13 protein-coding genes are annotated in these 22624 nt (G+C 50.1%); 4 read left to right on the top strand and 9 right to left on the bottom strand.

All coding sequences use genetic code 11. From position 1 onward, the window contains the following. From MHI42_RS29635 to MHI42_RS29625, 3 genes are read left to right on the top strand one after another with little or no spacing between them, the layout of a single operon-like run. The gene (locus tag MHI42_RS29635) at positions 1–1038 is read left to right on the top strand and encodes an ABC transporter ATP-binding protein (RefSeq protein ID WP_342424828.1); all 1038 of its coding nucleotides are present in this window, start codon (positions 1–3) and stop codon (positions 1036–1038) included. A gap of 3 nt (positions 1039–1041) precedes the next feature. Then, the gene (locus MHI42_RS29630) at positions 1042–2037 is read left to right on the top strand and encodes a dipeptide ABC transporter ATP-binding protein (RefSeq protein ID WP_342421484.1); all 996 of its coding nucleotides are present in this window, start codon (positions 1042–1044) and stop codon (positions 2035–2037) included. Positions 2038–2079: 42 nt separating this feature from the next. Beyond that, positions 2080–3456 (top strand): LLM class flavin-dependent oxidoreductase, encoded by a 1377-nt coding sequence (locus MHI42_RS29625; protein ID WP_342421483.1) that lies wholly within the window; start codon positions 2080–2082, stop codon positions 3454–3456. A 216-nt stretch (positions 3457–3672) separates the two neighbouring features. Here the strand turns inward: MHI42_RS29625 and MHI42_RS29620 are convergent, their stop codons facing one another. After that, positions 3673–4281 (bottom strand): TetR/AcrR family transcriptional regulator, encoded by a 609-nt coding sequence (locus MHI42_RS29620; RefSeq protein WP_340943476.1) that lies wholly within the window; start codon positions 4279–4281, stop codon positions 3673–3675. 141 nt (positions 4282–4422) lie between these two features. Between MHI42_RS29620 and MHI42_RS29615 the strand changes: the two genes are divergently transcribed. Continuing rightward, positions 4423–5406 (top strand): NADP-dependent oxidoreductase, encoded by a 984-nt coding sequence (locus tag MHI42_RS29615; protein WP_342421482.1) that lies wholly within the window; start codon positions 4423–4425, stop codon positions 5404–5406. A 124-nt stretch (positions 5407–5530) separates the two neighbouring features. Here the strand turns inward: MHI42_RS29615 and MHI42_RS29610 are convergent, their stop codons facing one another. The 8 genes from MHI42_RS29610 to MHI42_RS29575 all read right to left on the bottom strand — a co-directional run bounded on the left by MHI42_RS29610 (position 5531) and on the right by MHI42_RS29575 (position 22527). Continuing rightward, positions 5531–6259: an NAD(P)-binding domain-containing protein gene (locus MHI42_RS29610; protein ID WP_340985864.1), complete on the bottom strand. Its 729-nt coding sequence runs from the start codon at positions 6257–6259 to the stop codon at positions 5531–5533. Positions 6260–6742: 483 nt separating this feature from the next. After that, the gene (locus MHI42_RS29605; RefSeq protein WP_342421481.1) at positions 6743–8164 is read right to left on the bottom strand and encodes a glycoside hydrolase family 32 protein; all 1422 of its coding nucleotides are present in this window, start codon (positions 8162–8164) and stop codon (positions 6743–6745) included. A gap of 111 nt (positions 8165–8275) precedes the next feature. Continuing rightward, the gene (locus tag MHI42_RS29600; RefSeq protein WP_342421480.1) at positions 8276–14035 is read right to left on the bottom strand and encodes a GH32 C-terminal domain-containing protein; all 5760 of its coding nucleotides are present in this window, start codon (positions 14033–14035) and stop codon (positions 8276–8278) included. 119 nt (positions 14036–14154) lie between these two features. After that, a complete protein-coding gene (locus MHI42_RS29595; protein WP_342421479.1) occupies positions 14155–16431 on the bottom strand; it encodes a GH32 C-terminal domain-containing protein in 2277 nt (758 codons plus the stop codon). Continuing rightward, on the bottom strand, positions 16428–18896 hold the full coding sequence (locus tag MHI42_RS29590) for a PfkB family carbohydrate kinase (protein WP_342421478.1): 2469 nt from the start codon (positions 18894–18896) through the stop codon (positions 16428–16430). The genes MHI42_RS29595 and MHI42_RS29590 overlap by 4 nt, the downstream gene beginning before the upstream one ends. Before the next feature lie 28 nt (positions 18897–18924). Then, positions 18925–20550, bottom strand: coding sequence for an ABC transporter substrate-binding protein (locus MHI42_RS29585; RefSeq protein WP_342421477.1), 1626 nt, complete (start codon positions 20548–20550; stop codon positions 18925–18927). A 106-nt stretch (positions 20551–20656) separates the two neighbouring features. Beyond that, positions 20657–21553, bottom strand: a complete 897-nt coding sequence (locus tag MHI42_RS29580) for a carbohydrate ABC transporter permease (protein WP_342421476.1) — start codon at positions 21551–21553, stop codon at positions 20657–20659. A 14-nt stretch (positions 21554–21567) separates the two neighbouring features. After that, positions 21568–22527, bottom strand: a complete 960-nt coding sequence (locus tag MHI42_RS29575; protein ID WP_342421475.1) for an ABC transporter permease subunit — start codon at positions 22525–22527, stop codon at positions 21568–21570. Positions 22528–22624 lie beyond the last annotated feature (97 nt).

The following is a 22624-nucleotide window of genomic DNA, read 5'->3' as shown; positions in this document are numbered from 1 at the left end:
CTGAAACAGCGTCCCGCCCCGTTTCAAGCGGGTTCCGCTGCGGCGGATGAGCCGCTTCTGCAGATTAGGGAGCTTAAGACTCAGCTCCATACGGAACGCGGCCGGGTACCCGCAGTGGACGGGGTATCGTTCGAGGTGGGCAAAGGAGAGGTCGTAGGCATCGTTGGGGAATCCGGGTGCGGCAAAAGCGCCACTGCCCAGTCCGTACTGCGGCTATTCGACGAGAAAAGACTCGCAGAATACGAAGGAGAGATTCGCTACAACGGCATTGATCTGCTTAAGCTCACCCCTAAACAGATGCGCAGTGTCCGCGGCAATGAAATCTCTATGATCTTTCAGGACCCGCTCAGCTCTCTGAACCCGGTTCACACCATCGGAGAGCAGATCGTCGAGACGCTGCGGCTGCACCGGCCCATTGGCAAAAAAGAAGCCTGGACGAAGGCCTTAGAGCTCCTGCGGCTAACCGGTATTCCTGCTCCCGAACGGAGAGCACGCGAATATCCCCATCAGCTCTCCGGCGGCATGCGCCAGCGCGTTATGATTGCCATCGCTCTTGCCTGCGAGCCGCAGCTGCTCATTGCCGATGAGCCGACGACTGCACTGGACGTAACCATTCAAGCGCAGATTCTGGAGCTGATCTTAGACCTTAACCGCAGGATGGGCATGAGCGTCATGCTCATCACCCATGACCTCGGCGTCGTGGCCGAAGCATGCAGCCGGGTCGTCGTCATGTACCTTGGCCAGGTGGTCGAGAGCGGCGATGTCCGTACCCTGTTCGAGAAGCCGCTTCATCCTTACACGATCGGGCTGATGCAATCGGTTCCCCGTCTGGACGGAGACCGCTCACAAGAGCTGGCTGCCGTGCCGGGAAGTGTCCCCTCCCTTGATCAGCTTCCGCAGGGCTGCCGGTTCGCGCCGCGCTGCACCTATGCGGACGACAAGTGCCGGACTGTTATGCCTGAGCTTGCCGCACTGCCGGGCGGCGATACCCTGGTCAGATGCTGGCATGCCGGCAAGCTGAGTGGAATGGAGGCCTGACAGATGATAACGACAACGATACAACACAGGGAATTAGCGGCCGAGCCGCTTCTGCGGGTCAACGGTCTGAAGAAATATTACTCCGCCGCCAATCAGGCAGGCTTCCGCCAGTCCGTCGTCAAGGCTGTCGACGGTGTCTCCTTTGACCTCCGGGAAGGAGAGACGTACGGACTGGTCGGGGAATCCGGCTGCGGCAAGAGCACGCTGGGCAAGTCACTGCTCCGATTGACAGAGACTACAGACGGAGAAGCGTTCTATCAGGGGGTCGATCTGTTCAAGCAGCCGCGCAAAGCGTTTCAGAACTACCGCCGTGAGCTGCAGATGGTATTCCAGGACCCCTTCTCCTCTCTGAACCCCCGCCAGATTATCGGCCAGGCGCTGGAGGAGGCACTAGCCATTCACCGCATCGGTACGCCAAAGGAACGGACCCTGCATGCGATGGAAATGCTCCACACCGTTGGCTTGCAGATGGAGCATTATTACCGGCTGCCCCACGAGCTGTCCGGCGGACAGCGGCAGCGGATTGGACTTGCCCGCGCGCTTATCCTTAATCCGCGGATCGTCATCTGCGACGAGCCCGTATCTGCACTCGATGTTATTATCCAATCTCAGATCATTAACTTGATGCGCCGGCTGCAGGCCGAGCTGAAGCTCACTTATCTGTTCATCGCCCACGACATTGCTGTCGTCCGGCACATCTCCGACCGCATCGGGATTATGTATCTTGGTAAGCTGGTTGAGGAGGCGGATACGGACAGCCTGTTCGCGAACCCGCTTCATCCATACACACAAGTCCTGCTCTCGGCTGTTCCCGTACCGGACCCGGCAGCACGGCGCCAGCGCATCATTCTGGAGGGCGATCTTCCTTCACCGCTGGACCCGCCCTCCGGATGCGCCTTCCATACCCGCTGTCCTTACGCCATGGACCGGTGCCGCACCGAGACACCGGTCCAGAGGGAAGCATCCGAGGGACATTTTGCCGCATGCCATTTGATATAGGACCATCCTCCAACCCAATCACCAGGAAAGGCAGGAATTAACATGAAAAAGATCCATCTCGGCGTATTCGAGGTCAATAGTGTCAATCATCTTACCCAGGGGATCTGGGCACATCCTGACCAGCAGCGCGTCCATTACAGCAAGATCGAGTACTGGAAGAACATCGCCCAGCTGCTTGAGAGAGGAAAGTTCGACTTCATGTTCTTCGCCGATACGTACGGCTACCCGAAGCAGCGGACGGAGATGGCCTTCCGGGAGGCAACCGGCTTACCCGGAAATGACCCGATGATGCTTATTCCCGCGCTCGCCATGGTTACCAAGAATCTGGCATTCACGATGACGACCTCGACCAGCTACGAAGCCCCTTACTCGAATGCGCGGCGCTTCTCCTCGCTTGACCATGTTACCAACGGCCGGATTGGCTGGAATGTCGTGACCACCAGCAACAAGTCTGCTGCTGACCTATTCGGACGCGAGGATCTGTTCCTGCCCCATGACGAGCGTTATGATATGGCGGATGAATATATGAGCCTCAGCTACAAGCTGTTCGAGGGCAGCTGGGAGGATGATGCCGTGCTGATCGACCGCGAGAACCGCGTATTCACTGACCCGGCCAAAGTGCACAAAATCGTTCATGAAGGCAAATACTTCAAGCTTACCGGCTATCACGGGACCGAGCCTTCCCCGCAGCGGACACCGGTTATCTTTCAGGCGGGCAGCTCGAACCGGGGCCGCGCTTTCGCTGCCAAGCATGCCGAGGGCATCTTCCTGAAAGCGCCGACCGTTGAAGTGCTGCGGGATCAGATCAGCGACATCCGCCGCAGAGCTGCCGAATATGGCCGTGACCCTTCGGCCGTTAAAGTATTCACGGGCCTGTCGGTCGTCGTCGGGCGGACCAGGGAGGAAGCCGAGCGCAAGCATGCGGAGTACCTCTCCTATCAGAGTGCAGAAGCGACGCTGTCCAGCTATGCCAATGTCACAGGTATCGACCTGACCCGGCTCGATCCCGATTCCTATTTCGAGAATATCCACACCGAGATGGGTCAGACCCATACCGACCGGTTCACCAAGCACAGTAAGTCGAAAAAGACGGTCCGTGAGGTAGCGGAGGACTTCCTGCAGAAAGGCTTCCGCGGCTTGACGGTGATTGGCACCCCCGAAGAAGTAGCCGACAAAATGCAATACTGGATCGAAGAGACAGACCTCGACGGATTCAATCTGGAGCCTTACATTCTGCCTGCTTCCTATGAGGACTTCATCGAGCTGGTCGTCCCGGTATTGCAGCGCCGGGGTATTTTTAAAGAGGAATATGAGGAAGGTACCTTCCGGGAACGTCTATTCGGTAAAGGCGCTTCCCGCCTGCCCGATCACCATCCGGGCGCTGAGTTCCGTGACCCCTCGCGGCTAACGCAGGAATAAAGCTATAAGATTATTGAGGTAGAAGATGGCCCGGATCTGTAAGTGCTGAGGCGATTATGCCCTGCTTTCAGGTGTAGGAGCGAGCTTACACAATCATAAAAAGAGCCGGAGAGGCCTATGCCCCTCCGGCTCTTTTCTTCACTATCTCTATGAACAGAGGCCGCGTTCCCCGCAGATAGATCTTACAAGGAAGACCTGAGTTCTGACCGTTCATGATCAAACTGTAGGCTGTGGCTGCGGCACCATCTGATTGCGTTCCATCAGCGCCCACACTTGTTCTGCCAGCTCTGCTGCGGAATACGGGGTAGCCCGGGTAACCAGCTGTTCAATCATACCGGTCATCGCCACCGCCAGAAATTGCACCAGTATTCCCTTATTCATCTTCCGGTTAATCCCGCTCATATCCATCTGTTTGTCGAACCCCCGCAGCAGTACGGCCTGCAGACGGTTTCTGAACGCAGGAACCCCTTTGTTGGCCAGTGCCGCGGCATAGAAGGAGGCATGCTGATCCAGGTACTGGAACGTGTAGAGCAGAGCTGCCTCTGTAGGAAAAAGCGCCTGCTCGCCGCATGGCAGGCAGCTGTCAATCAACTGGACAAAATGGGTTCTGATGCACTGATCCAGCAGATCGTATTTGTCGGTATAATGCAAATAAACGGTGCCCCGGCTTACATCGGCCCGCTCAGCAATTTCGTTTATCGTGATTTGTTCAAAGTTCTTCTCTGCAATCAGCAGGATAAAGGCCTCGATAATAGCTTCCCGCGATTTACGTATCCGTCTGTCCATAAGCAGCTCCTTCTTGGCCCCGTTCTCTTGATTGAACATTTCTCCCGATTCTGTACAGTACTGAACGGATTCCGGAATTTTAGCAATTGATGCAGCCACACAGCATTGGTACGATCATTATATTGAACGTCTATTCGTAAATCAACAGATGTTCAAACATAGAGATCGGAGGCTTCTGTCATGAATGCTATTGTTATCCAAAATTACGGAAATCCCGGAGTGTTCACCCAAATGGCTCTCACTTCCCCCGCCATTACCGATACCCAGGTGCTTATCGAGGTGTATGCCACAACTGCAAGCTCCGCAGACCAGCTGGTCCGCTCAGGCGCATTCAAGCAGGTGATGCAGGTCCGGTTCCCGCATGTGCTGGGCGTTGAAGTAGCCGGAATAGTGAGGGAAACAGGAAGGAATGTGTCACAGCTTAAGATTGGCGACCGCGTCATGGGACTATCCAGAATGGGCGGCGGCTACGCAGACTTCGTAGCTCTGGAAGAGAACTCAGCCGTTGTCCTTCCGCCCGGGCTTCCCCTCCAGGAAGCTGCCGCCCTGCCGGCTTCTGCTCTGTCGGCCTGGCAATCCTTATTCCAGTATGGCAAGCTGGAAGCCGGCCAGCGGATTCTGATTCATGCAGGCGCAGGCGGCGTAGGCCATCTGGCCGTTCAAATGGCCAAACAACATGGCGCCTACGTTATTGCCACAGCGAGAGCGTATAATCACGAATTCGTGCGGCACCTTGGGGCAGATGAAGTCATTGACTACACGACGGCTGATTTTGCAGAAGCAGCCGGTACAGTAGATATCGTGCTGGATATGGTGAGAGACGCAGCTATAGATGCAGATACAGGAATAGGAGCAACCGAACAGAAGAACATCCGGATTCTGCGGGACAACGGCAGGCTAATTTCTCTCGTAGACCCGTCGATCGCCGCTCACCCTAAGATTCGCGGCATCGAAGCCCAGTTTGCCTATATAGAGCCTAGCCGCAATGATCTTGCTGCCATCATCCACCAGGTCCGCGAGAATAAACTTAAAGTCCATGTGGATGAAATTTTCCCGTTTACTGTACAGGGAATATCCGAAGCACATGATCATTATGAAACCGGGAAGTTCCGGGGGAAGTTAGTGATCGTCAACAACGAATCTTTACAAAAAGATACGCCATAAACAAAAGAACATGTTAGCCAAAGCACTTAAAAACAAACAAGGGTCCCAGCTCAAAATGAGCTGACCCTTGTTATACTAATGCCGGGGACGGAGGGCAAATGGAGCTGCTATTGGAATACTTAATTTAACTATATATTTCTCTGTTTAAATTAACAATATCTTCATGTGAATATCTTCCTGCAGCTGTTGACAGGTTCTCTATCACTTTGTCCCTTAGGAATGGAGCTTTTTGTTTATTTGCTTTTTTTAATGCAGAGGATAATTCCTCTTTGGTTAGTTCTGTGCAGTATGCCGGAGTTCCTGGCTGCTGTCTCCATGATTCATTTAGAGAACCACTATCTACCGGATCAAAGCCAAGTTCATTTACTATACTCATAACTTTTTGCTTTTGCTGCAGATCATTACCGGCAACCGCTGTGGCAATACGTCCACTACTGCCCTCTGGAGTTCCGCCATATTCTAAAGTATAGGCTAATAAATTGTTGAAGGCTTTAATAATGGGTCTGCCTAATTGATTTGAAACCCAGACACTTTCAACCATCCCGATCTCAATTTCTTCAATTATACCGCTTATTTGAGGATAATAATTTGAAGTGTCAACCACAACAACTCCCTCTCCAGCTTTATCTACAACTTTACGAATGCCAGGCAGTGCGTGGAAAGGGATGGATATGATCAGAACATCAATATTAATAATTACCTCTTCTACACTCACCGATGTTCCTGTTAGTTTTTTACCTTCCAAATGTTCAATCCCGCGAGCATCTGCAATCTTCACATCATGCCCATTCTCAACTAATTTCCTAGAGATGTTTGACCCGATTGGCCCTGCACCTATAATTCCAAACTTCATTTTGATTCCTCCCAAGTATCCGTTCATGATTCTATTTAGCCTGCTAAGTAAATTCGCGAGTATAACTTACAACAATTTCCTATCCATCTGCTTTAAAAGCTGTCTTAAAAGCAGGCGCCACATCACTTGATGGCCTTTTACTTGTTGGCATATCCCTGCTTGTTTAAGGGGATTAGGCTGCAATAATCATTAGCTTGCTAATTATATAACAATGCTTGTATTTGGTTATCAGCCTTGAAACCATCATAAGCTCAAGTGATCCATTTGCAAAGAAGGCAATTTAAATGAACATAGTACATCTATTTGTACCTTTAGAGTAGGAGCGATATCATGAGGGTATGCAATGAAGGATAAAAGCTGCCCTTCTGTCTCATAGTCGAACGCAAGCGCCGGCTCCACATTCTGAACTAAGGGGTAAAGGGCGCCAGGGCGCCCTATGTAACCAAATAGACTTTGTATAACATTTTCTTATTCTGAACTCTCTTAGAGAGTTTCTACCTTGACCTTTTTAAACTCCGCTGTACCCTGACTGACAAATACGGCAAGCTTTCCTTGCTGAATGTCGTACATTCTGGCACTCATCGCCACTTCCCCGCCGACATAAATTTCGCAAATCGTGCCGTCTATGAACACCTTCAGCTCATATTCCTGTTCCGGCAGCAGCTTGAGCGGACGTTCCAGCTCCACATCATAAGGGAAGGTTTTACCTCCCTCTTCAGATTGCATAATTGGCCCACGGAAGGTAATCCGGCTGCGCTGGGGCTCCAGCGTGATATAGTAGGCAAAATCAAGACTTTCTCCGGCCCGAAGCATGAACCCCAGCCCCTGGGTCGCCCCCGAGAAACGAACGGCTGTAGAAATCTTGCACTGACCGGGCAGCTCCTCCTGTGTGATACAACCTGCAAAAGCATAAGGAGATTCACAGAGCAGCACATCGTCCGTGATCGACCAGTCTCCGGCGACTCCGTGGAAGTCCACAGGCACCTGCTTGGCAAAAGCAGAATCAACGCTTTCGGGGACATTCACGCCCAGCGTTCCGTCTTGGCGTTGTACAATTTCATGCACAATCATATTGCCGCCCCAATCCCAGGTGTCATAGTCTTTGCCTGTAGCTTTGGGCGGGTTCCAGCCGAACAGATCGTCATCCTTCGTCGGATTCCAGCCGAACAGATAACGTTTCTGCCCATCCGATACCGTCTTGGCCGCATAATAAGCCCGTCCATCAAAGGCTTCTTCCTGCGGTGTAATCCACGGTCCGTTCAAGGAACGGCTCATCCGGTAAAAGGTGCCGAAACGCCCTGTATAGGAAGAGTAGATCAGGTACCACCAGTCTCCCATCCGGAACAAGTCCGGGCACTCATGCGCGCCTACATGCAGGTTCGGTGCATACAGCGGCTCCCGGTACTCCCAATGCTTGAGATCCTTGGATGACAGCAGACCGGTGCAGCCTTTCCGGCTCGTAGGTCCTTTCGCCAGGGCAGCGATCAGCATCCAGTATTGGCCTTCTTCTTCATTCCAGAATACAAAGGGATCACGCCAGTCCGCCAGTTCATAAATTTCGCCGTCCGGACCAAAAGTGTCTTCAGGAATCGGCTCCCATGTTTGCAGATCCTTGCTGATCGCATGGCAGGCGAACTGTTTCCCTTCTGGAAAGATACAGTAAAACATATGATAGACATCATCCACTTTGAGAATATGGCCGGTCCCGCCTTCAATTTTGCAAGCTCCATCTTCTCTGTAATTCACGAAATCTTTCGTGCCAAGCAAATGCCAGCCATGATCAAGACCTTCCCGGTAGTTGTCTCTCCACCCGTGCAGATAAAATAGCTTAAACTCTCCGTCTTCATAATAAGGGATGACATCCCCTACCCAAGCGTTGTCCGGACGATAAAAAAATTCTTTCATTAATAATTCCTCCATCCTTCTTGAGTATGATGATACTCGGTATACATTAGAGAAAGCCGGAGTCATGGCGAAGGCGGACATCACCTTGCCTCCCCGGCTTTCCCTTAGCCATTATTTATTGACTTTATCCAGCAACAGCGAGATGATTTGCGCGCTTTCCGCACGATTTACCGTTTCATGTGGCATGAATAACTGGTTGCCGCGCCCGGTAACTAATCCGAGCTCCTGTAAGGCAGCCACTGCATCTACAGCCCATGCACTAATCGTACCGGCATCTTTGAAATTACTCCTTTGACCGAAGACAGGATTCTGTCCTGTATGGAACAGATACGCCTTGTTGATCATGGATGCCATTTCTTCACGGCTTATCGTTTCCTCAGGTGCAAAGGTGTCTGTGCTTCTTCCCGTTACAATCCCCGCTTCGTATGCTGCGGCAATAGAAGAAGCATACCAATGCTCAGGTTCTACATCCTTGAATGCGGTTAAGTTCGTCCCTGTTATTCCAAGTGCCCGGGTGATCAGGGAAGCGAACTCCGCTCTGCTTACCTTTTGCTTCGGTGCGAAATCCGTCTCACTCACACCCAGGACAATTTGCTTTGCAGCCATTCTTTTGATTACGTCATAGGCCCAATAAGAGGCATTCACATCTTCAAAGGATTTATCATAAGTAAGGACGGCAAACTTGCTGAAATGACTCACCTTTGCCGTCCATTTACCGTCCGCATAGGTTCCACCCATATATTCCAGTCTGCCGTCATCTGGGATGTAATAAATGCCCGTTATATCTTGGCGGGAAGTATTCCCCTGTGCGCCCAATCTGATTGTGATGGGTTTGGAGAACTTCTCAAGCGTCAGCTTCGTTCCGTCGGGCTTTACAATAGACAATTTGAATTCGTAGATCTCTCCAGCCACTGAAATGGCTGCCTGATTTCTTTGTCCGATTTGCCCAACCAGCTCTTTGCTCTGCTCTGAGGTTAAAGGTTCCATTTCAAAAGAGATCTTCGCCTGCCCAAGCTCACTGTCCGGAACCATTGCCTGTAAATCCTTCAATACTTCTGCGGGAACTTCAATCTCCACATCTGCATGCTTGATCTTCAGCGCATTCTTACCGTCATTGGCTGCCAGAGTCGCAGGGAATAGTACCTGTCGCTCGCCTTTTCCCAACTCGAATAACAGGCTGTTCTGACTCTCCGGCTTGCTTGCCGGAACCACCGGTTTACCCGGAGGACTGCTTGGAACGGCTGTGTCAGTCGGGTTGGCTGGTTCACTTGGTTCACTTGGACCGGTTGGGTCAGGTGGACCGGCAGGGTCAGTTGGATCGGTTGGATCAGTCGGGTCAGTCGGATTCACCCCATTCTGCACCTTAACCGGCACATTGAAATCATCGACATTAATATGTCCGAACCCGCCTGTGGATTGGTCAACTACCTTAATGTAGAGCTCCTCGCCGATATACTGCGAAGCATCCCATATCTTACGCTGATACTCCTCATAATTCGTGGCAGTCTCTTTAAACAGCTCTTTGCCGTCAGATGCCCGGACTAGCGCAACATACAGCTTATCGATATCACGCCCGCCGCTAACCAGGAAATTGAGCTTGCCGTTCCCGCCAAGGACGAAATTCTGTGATTTCAGCGTTCCCGTTAAGCTGTCACCTCCGGCTTCTTCGTTAAAGCCCCATAAATGATAGCCGCCCGGAATTTTATGCGACGGATTGAAGTAGATCGTGTCCCAGAAGAACTGGGCATCGGTCACATGGACATCCTGGAAGGCGTCTCCTTCAGTAATCCAGCCCGTTAGGTCTCCTGTAGCAAAATCATGGTTAGGCAGGTCCGTAATATCGGTATACACCGAATTGTCCCAGTTGTCAGGCACATCGACCGGAGCAGCCGGTTCACCCGTCAAGGCATTCATATTCCATACTTCCATGGACTTGACTGTAATATCGTTGTCAGCCCAAACCTGCAGGCCCAAAGAATCGTACCGGCCTACATAGACTCTGGTTGTCAGCTTTTTCTTATCATTGGCAAAGGCTTCAACAACCGAACGGTCAAGGAAAATATGCAGCTTCAGATTCTCTCCGTCCAGATCCACGGCCCCGCCTTGAATCCCGTCTACGCGCACATCCGGGTCAATGCTGCTCTTGGTCCGGTCCACATTGAAGGTCCCGTTCGTCTTGTCATAGTAAATCAGTGTTTCCTCCTGGCCGTTATCGGAGCGACGTACCTTGAGACCGAATTTCTGGGCTTCACCCGGATCAATTTCCATCACAATTTCCAGCATGTCGCCTTTGACACTCCGGATCAATTGATTGGCGGCAGCCAAATTTTCGTCCGTGAAATCAACTACCTTATCTCCCCGGAGACTCTGCAATTCTTCAATGGGCTCAATGCGAAGTTCATCGTGTTCATCCAGGCTCAGGGAAACGGGCAGTGCCAGATTATGAGCCCATCCAGCCTGATATTCAGCCTGCGGCGTTCTTACATTTTGCACCATGGAGTATACGACCGTTCTTCCGTCAGGTGTAACCATCCCGCTCTCGGCGGTTAAATATCCATCTCCCACATCCATTTTGGCGGGTGCGTCCTGATCAGGTATAAACTTGAAGTTATCTCTATCCCAGGTTCCAATCCAGTAAAAGACTTCAACATCTCTTAGCACATCATCAGCTGGAGGAACCTGCTCCGGCTTCTCATGGGGATTAACCATGAAAATGTATTTTTGTTGTCCTGTACTATCCTCACCCAGCGGCAATAATACCGGCAGTTCCCATACCGTACCGAGCTCCGGATAAAGATTTCTGTCACTAACGTATAAAGGCCCCTTATACTCCCAGTTGTACATATCGTCAGACACATACACCAGAGCTGTACCGCTGCTGAAGTCTTGAAGGCCGGATGTCACCAGCTGATACCACTTATCTGTCTCTTGGTCATACCATACAAAAGGGTCGCGGAACTCATTATGAATGCCATTCCCGTTCTGCTCCGTCACCGGCTCAGGATATTTCACCCATTGCTCCAAATCAGGGTCCGACAGATCTGCCGGAGTCGCCAGGCCTGTTCTTTGATTGGGTGACAAAGCGTCATTGCCGGCAGTATAGAAAAGCACGGGATTGCCGTCACGGTCATAAGCTGCGCTGCCAGACCATGCACCATCCGGATCAAGAGTACCCGCTTCCGGCGCAAGTGCAGGCCTCACATTCTCCCAATGCACCATATCGTCACTCACCCAATGTCCCCAGTGGATTTGATGCCAGAATGGACCTTGCGGGTTATGCTGATAAAATAAATGATACTGGCCGTTATAATAAATCGGTGCATGCGCTTCATTCATCCAGTTTTGCGGAGGCATCGCATGGTACTGCGGACGGTGCTGATCACCGTCAAACACACTTGGGTCCTCATCAATATCGCCATTTGGAATCTCAGGAACCGTGCCGCCGTGAAGCGACTTTACAGTCTCGTATTCAGCAAGGATCTCCTGACCCGTAAGCGCTTTGTTCTGCACTTTAACTTCATCGATAAGTCCGCTGAACATATTGTAGGAGAACAATCCTGCAAACTCTGCAGATCTATTGTTTTTTCCGATAATCAGTTTTTCCGTAGAAGGTGTAACCGGAACGTTGACAGGAGTTGCCTGAGAAGCTACTTCCTGACCATTTAGATATAATTTAATAATTCCGTCCTTTTTGTCGAACGTAGCTGCAACGTAATTCCATTTGTATTTTTCGAGCGGATGGTCCTTGACCCATACCTGAATCCACTGTCCGCCAATTCCGGCCTGCATGGACCATGTACCATGCCGGTACATCCCCAAAGCGAATCCTTCCGTCTTATCCTGATCGGACTGGTTTACGATAGCAGACAGCTTGTTTCCGTCTCCCCATTCGTAGCTGCGCGGGGCAACCCAGGCTTCAAGCGTTAACGCGTCACTTACAGGAACGGTATCCTTTGCGTCGACCTCAATATCATTTGAGTATCCATCGAATAGCAAGGCCCCGCCTTTTACTCCGCGCGGAGTCCATCTTGGATCTTTGGAGTCCATATATCTGGCGTCATTAAATACATAGTTTACATCATGCTCAAGATTGCTTACTTCCTCAAGCGCCTTTTTTCCTGCGCCTTCATCAAGGCTCATGTAGAAAATGGTTCCTGTATTATTCGCTTGAAAAGCGTCAACGGAAATACGGGCTTGATTGGATTGATCAATAACCTTGATATAAAGCCTCTTATTGTAGTGCTTCTGCATTTTCCAGGATATCTGCTCATTCGCACTGACGTTCCCGGTCTTCTCAAGCAGCGTGTTCGTGCCGGCATCATATAGTGCAACGTAGGCATCCTCCGGATGGACGATGTCTACTACCGTAAAGTTAATAGTCCCGGTTCCCTGAAGTGTGAAGGTACTAGAGGTAATCGAGCCCTGTCCTTCCAAGGAGGATTTGGCATAATAGTTACCTTCTTTACCAGCCTGGGCATCATTGCTCACTTGAAAAGCGCTGCCCTGGGCAGCCCAGCTCTCCAAATTCCCGATTTCAAACCCGGGATTCCGGATTTCGTTCGGCATTATATTATCTGCCATCACTCCTTCTTCAGGTACCAGTTCATTGAAGGTGTGAAAGGCATCCGCAAAGATTACTCCCCAATCTGCGTACCCATTATCAACGATCTCCACATACAGCTTCTTCCCGATGTACTTGGAGAGATCAGCTTTATATTGCTCCATATTCGCGAGTCTCAGGCCTTGTGCCGGATCCGGAAACCCTGATTCATTAAATTCGCTGTTGCCGTATCTGGCGATCAGGTTTCCTGTATCCGCATCGATAACACTCATATACACCTGATCTGTATGCTTGCCTCCGCCCAGTCTGAAGGTAATCCAGCCTGTTCCGCCCAGCTCGAAGGTACTGGAACGAAGCTTCCCGGTCGCAGTCTCGTTATACTTCAGTCCGTTTAAATGATAAGTGCCTTCCTGGTTATACGGGATTTGTTCAACCCAATAGGTGGTTTCGTCCGACACGCTGTTCGGACCAAACGCTTCTCCTTCTTCAACCGTCCAGCCTGTTAAGTTCCCGGTTTCAAAGCTGGGATTCTCAATTTGATAGCGTTTGAAATCCGGCTTGATATCCGTGGCGGCAATTCCTTCAGCCGGCTCGGCTTCATGGTACATGAAGAAGGCGTCCGCAAATACCACTCCCCAATCCGAGGTAGCATTATCAACGATTTCCACATACAGCTTTTTGCCCAAATGATCCGACAAATCCGCCTTATATTGCTCCATATTGGCAAGCCGCAAGCCTTGTGCAGGATTCGGGAATCCGACATCAGCAAAGGCGCTGTTGCCATACCTCGCAATCACTTGGCCCGATTCAGCCTCCACGACATTTATATAAGCCTTGCTTGGATTTTTCGCACCGCCAAGCTTGAAGCTGATCCAGCCGCTGCCCCCGAGCTCGAAGGTGCTGGAACGGAGCACACCGGTCGCAGCCTCGTCATGCTTCCAGCCGTTCAGATGAAAGGCCCCTTCCTGGTTGTACGGAATTTGTTCCGCCCACCAGGTGGTTTCACCCGATACACTATCCTGACCGAATGCTTGTCCTCTGACAACCGTCCAGCCTGACATATCACCTTCCTCAAAACCCGGGTTCTGAATCTGATAGACTGCATCCGTAACTGACAGTCCCAAAGAACTCTGATAGACCGTATCCGTAACTGACGATCCTATGTCCACCTGTGGAACAGAAGCTTCCCCGCCTTCTAATACAACTCCTGCTGCGGCTGCACCCTGGATTGCCGGAGCCATAAGCTGAAGAGCCATTACCCCAACAACTATTTTGGAGATCCAAGATTTATTACTTTTGGCGTCCCTCATTAACAAGCCTCCTTAGTCGCTTTTATTTCACATCAAATAATGAAGCGCTTCCATATAGCGGTTTACATGACTGAGGTTTTGTTTTCTTCATGGGGTAAGGAGCGCCGGAGCGCCCCGCGTTACCAACTAGACTGCATATCCCATATTTCCATAGACTTCACCAATGTCTTGCCGTCCCCCCAGAGCTCAAGCCCTAATGCATCCTTACGGCTTGGATATACCCGGGTCGTCAGGCTTTTCAACCCGTTGGCATAAGCTTCGACCATGGAGCGGTCCACATAGATATGCAGCTTCAGATTCTCTCCTAACAATTCCAGCTTGCCTCCTTGAATCCCCCTACACTTTTCACCCGGATGCAGTGTCGTTTTCGTGCGGTCGGCCAGGAGCTTAGCTTCATTGAAATCGTAATACAGCAGGGTTTCTTCTTCTCCATCCGGTGTACACCGGACCTTGATTCCGAGTTGTCCAGCATTGCCCGGCTCCAGCTCCACTTGAATTTCAAGCATGTCGCCTTGTACATCCTTAAGCAGGACATTAGCTTCTGCCAATGACTTGTCCCAGATCGATAACCGTTTCTCGCCCCGCAGCGATTGCAGCTCCTGAATCGGTTCGATGCCCAGCCGTCCATCCTCCCGCAAATACACGCTTAACGGCAAACCGCCGTTATGAGCCCAACCCGATTTGTATTCCAGCTCCGATGTACGGTCGCCCTGCGCAATTGTAAAGACAATATTCCGGCCGGTCTTCGGATCCACCATGCCGCTCGGACCGGTGAAATGAAAATCACCGACATCTATCAATTGCGGTTCTTCCTGATCCGGGATAAATGACAGCTCATTCTTGTCCAGCTGTCCGATCCAATAGAAGACCTCAACATCCGCACCCTTTCCCACAGGACTAACCAGCAGAAGATGCTTGTTGTCCCCCTGCTTGTCATTGCCTAAGGGAAGAAGTACAGGGAGCTCCCAGATAGGCCCAAGATAAGGAAACTTCTGAATATCCGCTTCAAAGAATGGGCCCTTGTATGTCCAATTCAGCATATCCTCTGAGGCAAATGCCAGCGCTGCCCCGCCTTCACCTTCAATTCCCGACCCGACCAGGGCATACCAGCCCTCTTCATCCTTCCATACGAACGGATCACGGAAATCTCCGAATGCGCCCATTCCCTGCTTCTGAACGATAAGCGGCTCCGGATGTTTAATCCACGTTATCAGATCCGGGTCTCCATCCTGCGGGTAAGTGCTACGGGCAAGCGCCACACTCTGATTCGGCGAAGCACTGTCATTACCAGCTGTAAAGAACAAGGCAGGAAGTCCGTCCGCATCATAGGCCGCGCTTCCCGACCAGATTCCGTCGGGTGCAAGCTGATCCTTCTCAGGTGACAGAGCCACAGGAAGATCACGCCAATGTACCAGATCTTCACTCACCCAATGTCCCCAATGGATATGGTGAAAGTACGGTCCTTGCGGGTTGTGCTGATAGAACAAATGATACTGCCCTTCAAAATATATTGGCGCATGAGGCTCGTTCATCCAATGTGCCGGCGGGCTGACATGATACTGCGGTCTGTGCCGGTCCGTCAGCAGAGGTGTACGATCCAGCTTGATGTCGTCATAGTTCAACTGCGGCCGGACGCCTCCATGTGCGGAATCCAACACTTCCTGATAAGAAGCGGCAGCCTCCTCATTGCTCAAGGCCCGGTTATAAATCTTCAACTCATCCATGATCCCGCCGAACATATGAAGGTTGAACACTTCGATAAGCCTGCTGCTGTGATTGTTCTTGCCAATAAGCAGATCCGTGTCCGCAGCGGCTATACGGGAACCGCGGGGCACAGCAGACGAAGCGATTACTCTACCGTTGAGAAACAGCTTCATTTCCCCATCGTCGCCATTGAATACAGCATTTAGATAAGACCACTCATTCTTCGGCAATTCACAGCCGTCCGGAGACCAGATCTCTGCCCAGTCTCCCCCCTCAAGTCCGATTTGGAAGGACCAGGAGCCGTGACGGAACATGCCAAGCAGGAATCCCTGTTTATTATCCATATTGTGTTGGTTCACGATAGCTGCGAGCTTGCTTTCATATCCCCATTCATACGTCCGCGGAGCAACCCAAACCCCAATGCTGAGAGCCGATAGAAATTCCGGCTCTCCGTTATGCTCTTCCCCGTGGACAGGATGGGCGATATATGTTGAGTAACCATCGAAGAAGAGGCCATTTCCCAACACTCCCTGTCTCCACGGCGGAGTAGAAGGGTTGGTAAACTCCGCATTGTTAAATACATAATGTATCTCATCTACCGTCTTAGTAACGCTCTCCAGAGCACTGGCTCCGGTTCCTTCATCAAAGGCCCAATACATCATTAGTCCCCGGTTGACAGCTTGGCTGCTCATGCCTCATTCCTCCCTGAAGTCTGCCCTGTTCTAACACTCGGAATTTGAATGGACTTCAGCGTATGGATTTGAAGCGAGTTCAGGACAACCTGTCCTGCTCGTGTGCTCACCTGAATATTCTCAATTGGAGCGTCCGGGAAAATCTGATCCGTCAGCACCACCAGGCCATTATCCGCATAAACTTCAACTGCATTACGATCCAGCCAGATGTGCAGATTAAGCTTCCCGTTCGTAGCGGCCAAGCTGGCACCGTGACGGCTTGCGAATGCCGGGTGGAAATCAGTCTGACCGCTTTTGGAACGGTCGATGAACAGCCATTCCTTTGCAGGATCATATCCGATTATAACCCCGCTCTGTCCGCCAGATTGCAGATGGATACATACTTCATCCCCGGATTGGATATTAATCTGAGCTTCAATCTCTATCAGTTCACTCTTCATCTGCTGTATAAAAGGAGTCTCTGACGTAACTGTGACATTGTTCCAGCTCATTGATTCATTGCGCAGCTGCTCAATTTCCCGGACAGGCATTTGGCACAGCACGATACTTCCGTCCTTACTGGTCAAGGACAAGGTGCGGGGCAAAGTCATTGCGCCTCTCCAGGAGCCGGTAGGTGTCTCGTTAGCATATTTCCAGTTACTCATCCATCCGATGATTACGCGGCGTCCATCCTGCTCCGGAATATCGGACCAGGTAACTCCCGCATAGTTATCTCTGCCATAATCCAGCCACAGTATATGATCAGCAGGATTGTCGTTAATGAACGTATTCCCGTCGAAATCCCCTATGAAATATTGCGTGCGTGATCCTTCCGGACAGTTTGGATGATCTCCAATGCTTATAACAAGCACCCATTTGGAACGTCCAGTGTCATCAATTGGCAATTCAAACAGATCCGGGCACTCCCACACACCATCGTGTGAGCCTTCACCTTTGCCGAATTCTCCTGTCAGCGACCATTCCCGCAAATTAGCAGATTGATAGAATCGCGCATGATCTCCAGCAACAATAGCCATAACCCACCGCTCACTTTGCGGATGCCAGAACACTTTTGGATCCCGGAAGTCTATCAGTTCTTCCTCGACGAGCACCGGATTTCCGTCATACTTGTGCCAGGTCTTGCCCTTATCCCTGCTGTATGCCAGGCTCTGCCGCTGGCGCGGCTGCCCCGTCTCCGGATGGGTATCTGCATGGGTAAAGATGGCAACGAGTCCATGCGAATCTTCGAATAGACCGCTGCTATTATTCCAATCCACTACACAGCAGCCAGAAAATATGGCCCCATGCTCATCAGGGAATAGAGCCACAGGTGCGTGTACCCAGTGAACCAGGTCTTCACTAATAGCATGTCCCCAGTGCATGGGTCCCCATTTATTACTGTAAGGATGATATTGATAGAATAGATGATAGCTTCCCTCAAAGTAGACTAATCCGTTAGGATCATTCGCCCAATTGGAAGGAGGTGAGAAATGAAAGCCCGGTCTGAAGCGATCGGCATTACTCTCTTTACTGGACTCTATCATCTGGTTAATCTCATCTGTTGTCGGCATAGACATAAGAGCCCCTTTTCGTGTTGTAACTGCCGCTCCGCCAGCATTAGCAAAGGTCAGCATGCTGCTCATTTGCTGGTTTGTTAGATTTTGCAATGAACTTCCACTTTCCAGGATCTTATACAAGAGGCACCCCAGAAAAGCGTCACCGGCTCCAGTCGTGTCGATGGGCTTGACCTTAACCCCAGGCACATATCCAGCGTGACCAGCCATACGGTAGTAACAGCCTTTTTCCGCTAGAGTCACAATGATTAAGGCGATTTCGAATTGCTGCTGTAGCTCAAGTGTGCCTTTTTCAACATCGCTGGTCCCTGTTATAAAAGAAAGCTCTTCTTCCGAAATTTTCAGGATATCGGCGTAATTCATGCCCCAATAAATACTTTGTCTGGCTTCCTCTTTACTCTCCCATAACGCAAACCGGATGTTCGGATCGAACGACAGCATCACTCCTGCTTCCTTAGCTTTGAGCACTGCTGCCTTTGTTGCGGTACGAGCAGGTTCATGGGTCATGGACAACGAGCCATAATGCAGAACACGGCAAGCTCCAATCCGCTCAAGCGGGATATCCTGCGCGTGCAGGAAGGTATCAGCCCCCGGCTTCCGGAAGAAGCTGAACGATCTGTCTCCCTGTTCATCCAGATGGACAAAAGCCAGCGTCGTGCCCGCTTCATTTGTAAAAGTTACATCGGAGACATCAACTCCGCTACTTAGCAGTGTCTGGTGCAGCAAGGAACCGAATGAATCCTCCCCGACCTTGCTGATCAAAGCTGTTCTGGCTCCTAATCGGGATAGCGCAGCTGCTACGTTAGCCGGAGCCCCTCCCGGATTGCATTCAAACTGCTCGTTTCCCCCGGCCGAACGCCCTGCCGGAGTAAAGTCTATCAACACTTCTCCGATAGCGATAACATCAAGCACAGTTTCTCCCCACCTATCATCTATTTATTTATTTTTTCAGATTCGCGTTATAACGGTCCAGACCCGTTTGATAAATTTCCATGAGTTCGTTTAAGCCCATCTTATCCAGTGTCTTCAGGTAGCTGTCCCAGCCTTTATCTGCACCGCCATCCACAATAAATCTTCCTCTTTGGGTATTTACATACTTAATGAGCTCAGGCTCAATCTTGTTGATTTTGTCCAACTCCTCCTGCTCAAAGAAGATGTTCGGATAATTTTCTTTTTCCATATACGGATCATAATATTGCTCCAGATCTTTAGAGCGCTGCTGGGCCCGCGGTTCCATATCTACGACTTTACCGAAGTCATCGAAAGTAATGACGCCAGGTGCCCCCGATCCCGGAGCAACCTTTTGACGGAATTCACCTGCAGAGGCTCCCTCAGGAAGCGGCAGATTTACGAGTTTTCCGTTTTCATCCTTCTTGTACACGATATCCAGCGGACCCCAGTGAATTTGAGCAGCCATATAAGGTTCGAACTGCTGGTCAATCCAGCGCATCGTGATTTCCGGATTGCTGTTCGCTTTGGTAATAACGAACGATCCGCGTCCCGGGCCGCCGCCATTAGCGCGTCCAATACTTTGTTTCCCCTCTGGTCCCTTCAGTGGAGCCAGCAGAACATAATCCTTGGCACGCTCGGTTCCGACAACTTCTTCGACTTCCCACCAGACATAAGATCCCAGTGTCTCATCCGTTGTTTTGCCCTTGGCCAGATATTGTGCTGCATCCTGGGTAAAGGACTCTGGATCAATCAGGCCTTGCTTATACCATTTTTCATGGAAGTAATTCAGAGCTTCCTTGTACTCAGGCTGAGTTGCGGTAAAAATCACCTTTCCGTCACGCACAACACGGTGCTCCAGATTATCCGGAAGTCCAAAGGCCCCGAATAGTCCGGCAATATCCATACACCACTGCATATGCATGAAGCTTAGCGGAATCTCATCCTGCTTCCCGTTGCCATTCGGATCCTGCGTTTTAAATGCCAGCAGGGCCTCCGTATATTCATCCAGTGTTTGTGGTACCTTCAGCCCCAGCTTATCCAGCCAGGTTTTATTGATGACGTGGAAGAAGGGATTGGTCCCCAGGTTATTCTCTTCAAAGGATGGCAGTCCGTAGATATGCCCATCCGGTGCTGTGATCGAGGATTTGATATCAGGACGACGGTCGAGAAGCGCTTTCAAATTAGGCGCATACTGATTAATCAAATCCTCCAGCGGAATAATAGTTCCGTCCTTACCATAATTGATTAACTCGTAATCCGTGAATCCGGCTGCATAGAAGGCATCCGGCAAATCTCCGCTCGCCAGCAACAGGTTTTTCTTTTCTGTATAATCGGTATCAGGAATGTTCTCCCAGTTAATTTTTACATTGGTGTCCTTTTCCAGACGCTTGAAAATTTCCATTTCAGGAAATTCCGGTGCCAATGCAGCTTTCGGGGATACCATCCTTAAAGTCACCGCTTCTTTAACAATCGGAAGACCCGTTTGATTGAAATTCGCTTCCTGATTCTGATTACCTGACTGATTATTAGCTCCATTACCATTTCCCGAACATCCGCTTATAGCAAATGCTCCGGCCAGCATTACAATTCCTGCACCTTTGAATACAGATTTCATTCTACATAACCTCCCCTTATTTCGTTCCACAAGCGAAAATCATATGTTGCTGTCCACCAGTTTTCACCTAATCCAGTACATCCCCCCTTTCAAGTCCCTGTCAGCCTCACCCCTTGATCGAACCGATCATTACACCTTTAACAAAGTACTTCTGAAGGAAAGGATACAAGATAAGCAGCGGCAGACTGGATACCATGATGACACCGTATTTAATTAGTTCTGTAACACGCATCTTGGCTGCATAGGATTCCACATCGATCATCATGCCGGAGTTGACCTGATTCTGAACCAGGATGTTGCGGAGCACCAGTTGCAGCGGATACTTGCTCTCATCATTAAGGTAGATCAAAGCGTCGAAGAACCCATTCCAGAAGCCGACAACATGATATAACACCATTACCGCCAGGATGGACTTGGACAAGGGCAGGACAATGCTCCAGAAGAACCTTGTATTGGAGCATCCGTCAATCGATGCCGCTTCCCACATTTCATCCGGGATGGACGATTGAAAAAAGGTTCTTACAATGATGACGTTGAATACACCACCCGCCCCTGGAATGACTAGAGCCCACATCGTATTCAGCAGGTGAAGATCCTTGATCAGCAGATAGGTAGGGATCAGCCCGCCGCTAAAAAACATAGTAACCAGCAAAAACCACATAATCAGCGACTTTCCGGCCAGTTCTCTGCGGGCTAACGGATAGGCTGCAAACACAGTCACCGCTACTCCGATTAATGTTCCGAGGGTCGCATAGATCAGCGAATTGGCGTACCCGATCCATATGGAGGAATCACTGAATATCCGCTCATACCCGTCCAGTGTGAAGCCTTTCGGAAACAACCAGACCTCACCTGAGTAGATATAATTGGGATCACTAAATGAGGCAATCAGTACAAAGTACAGTGGAAATAATACAAGCAGCATAATTACGGTCAGCATAAAATAGTTGATGATGTCAAACCATATGTCCCCTCTGCTCTTTCTCTTCAATAATTGATTCATAGATAAACTCCCCCTTACCACAGACTGGTTTCTGTCAGCTTTTTGGCGATCCGGTTAACGGTGAAAATCAGGATAATATTAATCAGTGAGTTAAACAGGCCAACCGCTGTGGAGAAGCTGTATTGCGCCTTCTGAATCCCCATTTCATATACATAAGTAGGGATAATATTGGAGGTGGCGTAGTTCAAATCACTCTGCATAAGGAATGCTTTTTCAAACCCGATACTCATAATGTTTCCGAGTGCGAGAATTAGCAGAATAACGATTGTAGGCAAAATACTTGGAATATCCACATTGAGTATCCGCTTCCATTTATTCGCCCCATCCATAGTTGCAGCTTCATGCAGTTCGGGATTGACCCCGGCAAGAGCAGCCAGGTATATAATCGTGGCGAAGCCTGTCTCCTGCCAGATCCCGGATAAAATATACAAAGGACGGAACCAGCCTGCATCGGCCATAAACAGAATGGGATTTCCTCCAAGCCAGGTGATGAGGTGATTCACAATTCCGCTGTTCGGCGACAGAAAGACATTAAGCATTCCGACCAGGACTACGGTAGATATAAAGTGAGGGGCATAGATTACAGTCTGCACAAATTTCTTGTATGATTTGCCCATCATCTGATTTAGCATAATGGCGATAATGATGGGAGCCGGGAAACCAAATAACAGCGAAAGGAAGCTGAGGGAAAGCGTATTCTTGATAATGGTCCAGAAGTTGTAGGAATTAAAAAAGTCTGCGAAATGCTGAAATCCTACCCACTCACTTCCCCAGATTCCCTGACTTGGCGAGAAATCCTTAAAGGCAATTTGCACCCCGTACATCGGGTAATATTTAAATACGAGATACAGGATAATGATCGGCAGTAAAAACAGGTATAGTTCGTAGTCGCGTTTGACCCGGCCCCATCTTTTCCGTTTTGGTTTGATCACTGCCCCGCTGGTTGTTGAATTCACGTGTATTCTCCCTTTCATGTAAAAGTAATCAGTAAATTTGAAACGTTTCCAATTTTGGGTAAGAAGCGATTTTTTTATTTTAAAATAATCTATGCAGGCTTAAAATTTATTTTTG

Origin of the sequence: Paenibacillus sp. FSL E2-0178 (genome assembly GCF_038593005.1) — a bacterium.
GTDB classification, from domain to species: domain Bacteria; phylum Bacillota; class Bacilli; order Paenibacillales; family Paenibacillaceae; genus Paenibacillus_AQ; species Paenibacillus_AQ phytohabitans.
The sequence above is the reverse complement of the archived record's forward strand: the minus strand, read 5'-3'. Positions and strand labels throughout refer to the sequence as shown.

Bases quoted from the DNA above. Each gene is read 5' to 3' on its own strand.
- MHI42_RS29625 (WP_342421483.1), top strand. From the start codon at position 2,080: ATGAAAAAGATCCATCTCGGCGTATTCGAGGTCAATAGTGTCAATCAT.
- MHI42_RS29620 (WP_340943476.1), bottom strand. From the start codon at position 4,281: ATGTTCAATCAAGAGAACGGGGCCAAGAAGGAGCTGCTTATGGACAGA.
- MHI42_RS29600 (WP_342421480.1), bottom strand. From the start codon at position 14,035: ATGAGGGACGCCAAAAGTAATAAATCTTGGATCTCCAAAATAGTTGTT.
- MHI42_RS29580 (WP_342421476.1), bottom strand. From the start codon at position 21,553: ATGAATCAATTATTGAAGAGAAAGAGCAGAGGGGACATATGGTTTGAC.
- MHI42_RS29610 (WP_340985864.1), bottom strand. From the start codon at position 6,259: ATGAAGTTTGGAATTATAGGTGCAGGGCCAATCGGGTCAAACATCTCT.
- MHI42_RS29630 (WP_342421484.1), top strand. From the start codon at position 1,042: ATGATAACGACAACGATACAACACAGGGAATTAGCGGCCGAGCCGCTT.
- MHI42_RS29605 (WP_342421481.1), bottom strand. From the start codon at position 8,164: ATGAAAGAATTTTTTTATCGTCCGGACAACGCTTGGGTAGGGGATGTC.
- MHI42_RS29595 (WP_342421479.1), bottom strand. From the start codon at position 16,431: ATGAGCAGCCAAGCTGTCAACCGGGGACTAATGATGTATTGGGCCTTT.
- MHI42_RS29575 (WP_342421475.1), bottom strand. From the start codon at position 22,527: ATGAAAGGGAGAATACACGTGAATTCAACAACCAGCGGGGCAGTGATC.
- MHI42_RS29615 (WP_342421482.1), top strand. From the start codon at position 4,423: ATGAATGCTATTGTTATCCAAAATTACGGAAATCCCGGAGTGTTCACC.
- MHI42_RS29585 (WP_342421477.1), bottom strand. From the start codon at position 20,550: ATGAAATCTGTATTCAAAGGTGCAGGAATTGTAATGCTGGCCGGAGCA.